The following is a 7,625-nucleotide window of genomic DNA, read 5'->3' as shown; positions in this document are numbered from 1 at the left end:
ACGGTGGCAGCACGCTGAGACCTCTGTACCAACAAGTCTGGGAAGCGTGAAGCCGTACGCTATCGGTTCGCGCAGCGTGGCGTCAGCCATGTTGTGTTGACTCAACGAAGATGAGGGTCGGAAGTCATTCCCCACCTAGCTCGCAGCGACTGCTCAGCGCTGAAAGGGATTTTGGTAGGGGTTGGGGCCTTGGCCCTTGTTGCGGTACTTGGGATTGATGGTCAAGGTGCCGGAGCCGAGGCCCCGCTGGGCCAGGAACTCCAGGTTGCGGTGGCGCATGGTGGTGTCGTAGTCGCTCTTAACGCGATCTTCGAGGATAGCCACCTGCTGCAGGGCACTCAGCAAAATGGCAGCCGCCTGTTCAGAGGTGTAGCCGTTTTGGGAGGCATAGCGCACGGCGAATTCATCGGCTGCGACTTGCGCTTTTTGTCCCTTTTCTGATTTACGCAGCAGAAACACCGCCGATGCCGCCAAGCCGGCTGCCAAGCCCACGCCAAGGTTATCTCCCATCTGCAGCTCCACCAAAATGCCCATGCTGCCGGCCCCAATTAGGGCGGGATACAGCAATAGCGCCGACCAGTTGTCTCCCAAGGCCAGCTCGGTGGCCATCACGGCTTCCCGCAAAAAGTAGATCTTCTGTTGATCGGGGCTCAGCTTCTGCCAACGGCTCAGGTCGATGGCAAAGCGAGTGTACTTCTGCCAGGGAAAGCGCCAGAGCGGCTGCACAACCCGAGACTGGTCAGGGGATCCAATCTCGATCTGCACCTCGGGTCGGATCTCCACCGGGAGAAACTGGATCAGGCGATCGAACTCAGAAATGGTGTACATACTGGCGCGGTAGAGCTGCGGTTGGAGATGGAGATCACTACCTACCCATGGTAAAGGATTCTGGCCTTCTCTGTGGGCTAGCTCCCAAAAAGCCAAGAGCCAAGGGGCTACGCGAGCTGGGATCCCTTGCCTGCTGTGGCCGTGCTACCGGTAATTGACAAACTGCAGCGCCACCGGGTAATCCTGCTGCTTGAGCATTTGAATGACCGCCTGTAGCTCATCTTTGTCTTTGCCGGAAACCCGCACCAGATCCCCTTGAATGGAGGGCTGCACCTTCTTGAAGTTGTCGCGGATTTGCTTGGCAATCTGCTTGGCCAGCGCCGCATCGATACCTCTTTTGAGACGAACGACCTGGCGCACCCGGTTGCCAGCGGCACTCTCCGGGGGTTGAAAGTCGAAGATCTTCAGGGAGAGGCCCCGCTTGGCCGCTTTGGTGAGAAGCAGATCGCGAACGGAATTGAGAGCCATCTCATTGGCAGTGGTGATGGTCAGGGATCCCTCCTCCAGCACAATTTCCGTCTGGGTATCCTTGAGGTCGTAGCGCTGTTTGATCTCTCGCTGGGCCTGATCCACAGCGTTCACCAACTCCTGCCAATCGAAATCGCTGACAATATCAAACGAGTAAGTGGAGGCCATAAACCCTATCTTTGCTGCCGTTCCGTATCATACGCTCTCAGATGGCCAAGGATCCCCGCTCTCCGGAGGAGTTACAACAGAAGGAAGAATCCTAACCCAAAAAGTGGGGAGCAGCAGGATGGCTGATGTTGTTTTAATTACAGGCGCTTCCGAGGGTATTGGCAGGGCCACCGCCTTTACTTTTGCCCGCGGTGGCTACCGCCTGGCGCTGGCTGCCCGCACGGCTGAAACCCTGAAGCAAACAGCCATCGAGCTGGAGCAAAGCCTCAATGCAGAAGTGTTGGCTGTCCCCACTGACGTGACGCAACCGGAACAGGTGCAAAACCTGGTGGAGGCCACCCTAGAGCGCTACGGCCGCATCGACTGCCTGATCAACAACGCCGGCATTTGCCTGAGCGGCCCCTTCCTACAGACTACGCTGGAACACTGGCAAGCCCTGATGGCGGTTAATTTTTGGGGTTACCTGTACACCATCCGGGCTGTGCTCCCCCACATGCTGAAGCGCAAACAAGGCCAGATCATCAACGTGGGCTCCATCGGCGGCAAGATGCCCCTGCCCCAGATGACTGCCTATTGTGCCAGCAAGTATGCGGTCAGTGGGCTAACGGAGGCGCTGCGTCTAGAGCTGCAACCCCATGGGATCCAGGTAATTGGCGTCCACCCCGGCCCAGTCAACAGCAGTTTTCTCAAGCGAGCCGTTTTTGTTGATGAGGCGGCGCCGGAGGTCTCTCCCGAAAGCGAGTCCCAAGGCTCAAGCAGCGCGGCGCGGCAGCGGATGCAACAGGCACTAGAGAGCTTTTGGGTCAGCCAGCCGGAAGACGTGGCTGCAGCCATTTGGGACGCCGCTCGCCAGTCGAAGTCGGAGGTCGTGGTGGGCATGGCTCAGTGGGCGGTGGGGGCCTACACCCTTTTCCCAGGGCTGGTGGGCCCGCTACTGCAAAGTGCCCGTGGCCGACTTTGAGGTTCGGCAGGCCATCTCGGGTAGGCGATTCTGCAGCTCTGCCAATGCCAGGGTCGAGCTTTTGTCTGTATAGTATGGTGCTAGGGTTAGATTCGGGCAGTTGCAGCGGAAGGAATTATGGTTGATTCTGTGCCTTCTCCTCCAAGTGCTCAGCAGCACATCTTGGTCGTGGAGGATCGAGATGGCCGCCGCAGCCAGGTGCTGACCGCTGCAAAATACTTCATTGGTCGCGACCTGGCCAACGACATCTGCCTCAACTCCCAATACGCCTCCCGCTACCACGCCATGCTGCTACGCGTCCCTGCTGAGAAGGAGGGAGAATACTACTACCGCATTCTCGATGGGGATCTGGAGGGTAGGCCCAGCACCAACGGCCTCCTGATCAACGGCCAGAAGCTGACCACCCACCAGCTTAAGTCGGGGGATGTGATCACCTTCGGCCCCGATGCCAAGGCCACCTACAAGATCGTCAAGGCCCCGTAGCTTCAGGGGATCCCTCCAGAGGGCGTAATTGCCGCTGAATTAGCAGCAGCAAGGCCAGCAGCAGGGCTACTTCTGAGATCAAAGTGGCCAAGGCTGCTCCTCGCCAGCCCCACATCGGGATCCAAATCCCATTCAAAAGCCCGTTCAGACCCAGTGCCGCCAGTTGCAGGCGGCTGCGCGGCTTTTGCAGCCCGGCTCCGGTGAGCAGGTGAGACAGCAGCAGGTGGATCCCTTCCAGCAGGATGACCGGGCTGAGCCAGCGCAGGATGAGAGCGGTTTCCTGGTAAGCCGATCCCAGCACCCAGGGGATCCCGTAGGATCCCAGCGCCATCCCCAGGGCGGCCAAACTGCCATAGCCCACCACCCAAGGGAAGAGCTGCCAGGCGTAGCGGCAGCCCTGCCGTAGGCCCTTTTGTCCTTGGCGGCACAGCTCGGCAAAGTGGCTGGTGAGCAGGGCGATCATCGGCGTTTGCGAGAAGTTGATCACCCGGTAGGCGGCGCTGTAGAGCCCCCCTGCTGCTGCCGAGGCCAGACGGGGCAAAAGCAGCTTGTCCAAATCGGTGAAGGTTTTTGCCGCCGCCAGCCCCACGGCAAAATCCCAGCCCGCCGCTAGCCGTTCCCCCAGATCTCTCCAGGCCAAGGGGGGAGAAAGCTTACTCCACCGTCCCATCCCCCGCGCCATCAGCAGCAGCACGACCAGCACCATCAGACCGTACAGCACGGCCCACTGCACCAGGGATCCCCAACCCAGAGCCAACGCTAGCAGCACAGCGCCAACCCGCCCCAGCGCCATGCTGGTATCGATGAGGGCCACGCCGGCAACCCGCTCTTGCCCGATCAGGATCCCCCTGTACACCTCAGGGATGGCGATAAACAGCAGGTCGCTCCCCAGCAGGATCCCTACCACGAGGGGGGAGATCCCGGCCAGCCAAAGGCTCAACAGAGGTGTTAACAGCAGCGTCATCCCCCCACAGCCTAGCCCGGCCAACCACAAGCTGGGGCCGATCTCCTGGGCAGCCGCCGCGGATCCCCGGCCGCTCAGGCGCTGGATCAGCAGTTCCGACTGGCCCCAATGGCCAAACGGGGCGGCCAGGTTGCTGCAGGCCAAGATGGCGGAGAACACCCCAAAGGCTTCCGGCCCCAACAGCCGCGCCAGCAGGATGAAATAGGCCCCGGACAACCCCAGGCGCAGGCCATTGCCCAGCATCAGCCAGGCAGCCTGTCGTAGCCGCTGTTGTTCTGCCCTATCCACAGCAACTCTCCTGGACGAGGCTGGCCGCAGCCAGGGATACTGGAGGGAGGCTGAGACGACCTGCCCAAACGTGCGACGTTGGGCGCTGGGCGGATGAGTTGCAACTTTTGCGGCAATTCTTCATGGCCAAACTTTACCCTGTTGGCGGCACCGCCACATCCGCGGGACGGGATCCCAAAACCCTGTTTTCCCCCCACTCCAGGCCCCCCGACCCGCGCCGCGTCCTTCCCCCGCCGACCAGTAGCCCTCGCTGGCTGGGATCCCCGCCGGCCAAAACGGTGGGTCAGGGTTATCGGGCCCTGGTTTTGCTCCTGCTGGCCAGCGGCTTGCTCCTGGGAGGGCTGGGATCCCGCCTGGCCTACCTGCAACTGGTGCGCACCCAGTATTACCGCCAGTTGGCCGATACCAACCGCATTCGCCTCTTGCCCCAGCCGCCGGAACGGGGGCGCATTGTGGATCGCAACGGCGTGCTGCTGGCGGGCAGCCAGCTCTCCCACTCAGTCTTCCTGTGGCCGTTGGTGCAGTCGCGGCAGGGCTGGCAGGAGACGATCCCCAAGCTGGCCCAAGCCTTGAACATGGCCCCCGAAGAAATTGCCCAAAAGCTGGAACAGGCCGGCTACCGCTCCCCGTTTCCCGTACGCATCCTGCGCAACGCCAGCCCCCAGGTGGTCATTCAACTGGAAGAGATGAGCCGCGAACTGCCGGGGGTGATGGTGGAGGCGGAGACGGTGCGGTTTTATCCCCATGGCGACTTGGCCGCCCACCTGCTGGGCTATACCGGCGAGATCTCGCAAGAACAACTGCGGGCCGACCCCAGCTATCGCTTGGGGGATATCGTCGGCCTGATGGGCGTGGAGGAATTGTTCGAGAGCCATCTGCGCGGCCAGTGGGGCGGGCGCCAGGTGGAGGTGGACGCCATGGGAGAAGTGCTGCGGGTGCTGGGAGAACAAGCCCCCCAACCGGGCAACACCCTGCAGCTGACTTTGGACGTACGCCTGCAGCAGGCGGCAGAGCAAGCCCTGGGCCAGCAGAAAGGAGCAGTAGTCGCCCTGGATCCCCGCGACGGCTCGATCCTGGCCATGGCCAGCTATCCCACTTTTGATCCCAACCTCTTTTCCAGCCGCATCACCCAAGCCCAGTGGGAGAGCCTGCAACAGAAGGACTTTCCCTTCCTCAACCGCGCCCTGCGGCCCTATCCCCCCGCCAGCACCTACAAAATCATCACCACCGCTGCCGGGATCGAGTCGGGGGCCTTTCCCCCGGATACGGTGCTGCAGACCGGCCCCTACATCCAGGTGGGCGGGTGGAGGTTCTGGGACTGGAACCGTGCCGGCTTCGGGCGGCTGAACTACCGCCAGGCGATGGCCTACAGCAGCGACACCTTCTTCTACCAGATTGCCCTGGGCACCAAGGCCGCCCCCCTGCAAGAATGGTCGCGCCGCTTCGGGCTGGGGCAATTGACCGGGATCGGCCTTAAGGGGGAAGCTGCTGGGCTGGTGCCTGACGCCGACTGGAAACAGCGCCACTGGCGCGAGCCTTGGTATGTGGGCGATACGGTGAACATGTCCATCGGCCAGGGATTTATCACCGCCACGCCGCTGCAGATGGCGGTGGTCACAGCAGCGGTGGCCAACGGCGGCTGGCGGGTGCGTCCCTTGCTCTCGCAGCAGGTGATCCCGGAAAGCGCCGTGCCCCTGCGGCAGAAGGTAGGTCTCTCCCCCGCTACCCTGGAGATCTTGCAACAGGGGCTGCGGGATGTCGTGGTCTACGGCACTGGCGGCAACGCCAACCTGGGGCCGGGCTTTCCCCCTACCGCCGGCAAAACCGGCACTGCCGAGGATCCGCCGCGGCGCTCTCACGCCTGGTTTGTCGGCTATGCGCCCTCCGACCAGCCCGAATTGGTGGTCGTGGTCTTTCTGGAAAACAGTGGCGGCGGGGGTGGATCCCGGGCAGCCCCGATCTTCCGCGAGGTGATGCGGGCCTACTTCCAACGCGACCTGTGATGCCCTGGGCGGGACTTGCCCCGGCATCCGAGGGGAGTGGGTATTAGGATTATCGGTTGATCTCTCTTTGTTCCCCAAAAATTCCGCTCAGCCCCCCTAAAATCCCTTCTCCAACCGGCTTCTACCCTAACTTGGCTGTAGAATATGTCAGTGATTTGGAGCCAAACTGCCACAATCCTGCCATTCGCGCCAGCGGCGCTTTGGCGCAGTGCAGGGCAAGCCCCGCTCCTACAGACTGAGAACACTCTGGGCCGTGGTTGCTTCGCAGCCCCTCGCGAGTACGCGGCCAGAGTCAGTTTTAACCCTATTGCCTAACTCACGAGGAGATCAGGATGAACAAGGCAGAGCTTGTGGATGCCGTCGCTCATCGCGCCAACGTAACCAAAAAAGAAGCTGAAGCTGTCCTGACGGCGGCGCTGGAGATCATTGTCGAAGAGGTCGCATCCCGCGATGAAAACGGTGAACCCAAAGGGAAGGTGACCCTGGTGGGCTTCGGCTCCTTTGAGGCCCGCAAACGCAAACAACGGGAAGGTCGCAACCCAAAGACCAACGAGAAGATGGTGATCCCGGCCAGCATTGTCCCGACTTTCACCGCAGGCAAAACTTTCCGCGATGCGGTGGCAGGTGGCCACAAGTCTTCGGGAGTTTGACGAGATCCCAGCCGTTCGCGCTCCTCAGGCGGAGTTCTCTCGGTGAACCTGAGCTTTGGGATGGATAGGCGTGCAACGGCCTCAGCATGGTGGCAATCGAGCTTGGGGGGCAGCCATCGCCGGCTGCCCTGCTGAGGCTATTTTGGATTTTTCGGCTAGCCTCAACCCCCTGGGCCCTCCGCAGTCGGTTTTGCAAGCTCTGGCTCGCGCCCTGTCGGCGCCGGATCCAGTTGTGATCAGCCGCTATCCGGATCCCGACTACCGCGAGCTGCGGGCCTGTTTGGCGCGGCGCTGGGCGGTCGATCCGGAGTGGATCTTCGTGGGCAATGGGGCGGCGGAGTTGCTCACCTGGGCCGCCCGCGATGCCCAGGGGCGGGAGGTTTGGCTGCCCCGACCGGCTTTTGGGGACTATGAACGGGCCCTGCGGGCGGCGGGTGTAACCCTCAGGGGTTTGGATCTTTGGCCCTCTCAGGGATCCCCCACCCTAGCCTTGCTGCAGAAAGGGATCCGGGCGGACAAGACAGGCCGGGTGCTCTGGCTGAACAATCCTCACAACCCGACGGGCCGGCTTTTCCTCCGGCAAGACCTCTTGCCCCTCCTGACCCAGTTTGAGCAGGTGGTGGTGGATGAAGCTTTTATGGACTTTTTGCCAGGAGACGCCCCGCAGGAGCTCCCCCCTCTAGACGCCGGCTCAGAGGTGGGAGAGCTGCCCCGCAGCCAGACTTTGATCCCTCACCTGGAGGCCCACCCCAACACCATCGTCATCCGTTCGCTGACCAAGTTCTTTACCTTGCCCGGCTTGCGCATCGGCT

Annotated in this window: 8 protein-coding genes; 5 read left to right on the top strand and 3 right to left on the bottom strand. The window is 61.9% G+C overall.

Annotation, left to right across the window (positions count from 1 at the left end):
• Positions 1 to 153 precede the first annotated feature (153 nt).
• Together NW835_RS01910 and NW835_RS01905 are read right to left on the bottom strand one after the other, a co-directional pair.
• Entirely contained in the window at positions 154 to 828 is a 675-nt protein-coding gene (locus tag NW835_RS01910; RefSeq protein WP_414414375.1) for a DUF3318 domain-containing protein, read from the bottom strand.
• 144 nt (positions 829 to 972) lie between these two features.
• Entirely contained in the window at positions 973 to 1,464 is a 492-nt protein-coding gene (locus NW835_RS01905) for a YajQ family cyclic di-GMP-binding protein (RefSeq protein WP_414414374.1), read from the bottom strand.
• A 118-nt stretch (positions 1,465 to 1,582) separates the two neighbouring features.
• Here NW835_RS01905 and NW835_RS01900 point away from each other — a divergent pair, with 118 nt between their 5' ends.
• A complete protein-coding gene (locus NW835_RS01900) occupies positions 1,583 to 2,425 on the top strand; it encodes an SDR family oxidoreductase (RefSeq protein ID WP_414365422.1) in 843 nt (280 codons plus the stop codon).
• A 117-nt stretch (positions 2,426 to 2,542) separates the two neighbouring features.
• Positions 2,543 to 2,908, top strand: a complete 366-nt coding sequence (locus tag NW835_RS01895; protein WP_414365424.1) for an FHA domain-containing protein — start codon at positions 2,543 to 2,545, stop codon at positions 2,906 to 2,908.
• Here NW835_RS01895 and NW835_RS01890 read toward each other — a convergent pair.
• Entirely contained in the window at positions 2,895 to 4,160 is a 1,266-nt protein-coding gene (locus NW835_RS01890; protein ID WP_414414373.1) for a lipopolysaccharide biosynthesis protein, read from the bottom strand. The two genes, NW835_RS01895 and NW835_RS01890, sit on opposite strands and share 14 nt — an antisense overlap.
• Positions 4,161 to 4,282: 122 nt before the next feature.
• On the opposite strand from NW835_RS01890, the gene mrdA reads away from it, so the two are divergent.
• From mrdA to NW835_RS01875, 3 genes are all read left to right on the top strand, one after another.
• A complete protein-coding gene (gene mrdA / locus NW835_RS01885) occupies positions 4,283 to 6,163 on the top strand; it encodes a penicillin-binding protein 2 (RefSeq protein ID WP_414414372.1) in 1,881 nt (626 codons plus the stop codon).
• Positions 6,164 to 6,495: 332 nt separating this feature from the next.
• Positions 6,496 to 6,813: an HU family DNA-binding protein gene (locus NW835_RS01880; protein WP_011429825.1), complete on the top strand. Its 318-nt coding sequence runs from the start codon at positions 6,496 to 6,498 to the stop codon at positions 6,811 to 6,813.
• Between the two features lie 70 nt (positions 6,814 to 6,883).
• A partial coding sequence (locus tag NW835_RS01875; RefSeq protein WP_414414371.1) for a pyridoxal phosphate-dependent aminotransferase occupies positions 6,884 to 7,625 on the top strand: 742 nt, incomplete at its 3' end.

It is taken from the genome of Synechococcus sp. OH2, from assembly GCF_047462155.1.
In the GTDB taxonomy this organism is placed as follows: domain Bacteria; phylum Cyanobacteriota; class Cyanobacteriia; order Thermostichales; family Thermostichaceae; genus Thermostichus.
This window is presented reverse-complemented; position numbering and strand designations above follow the sequence as displayed.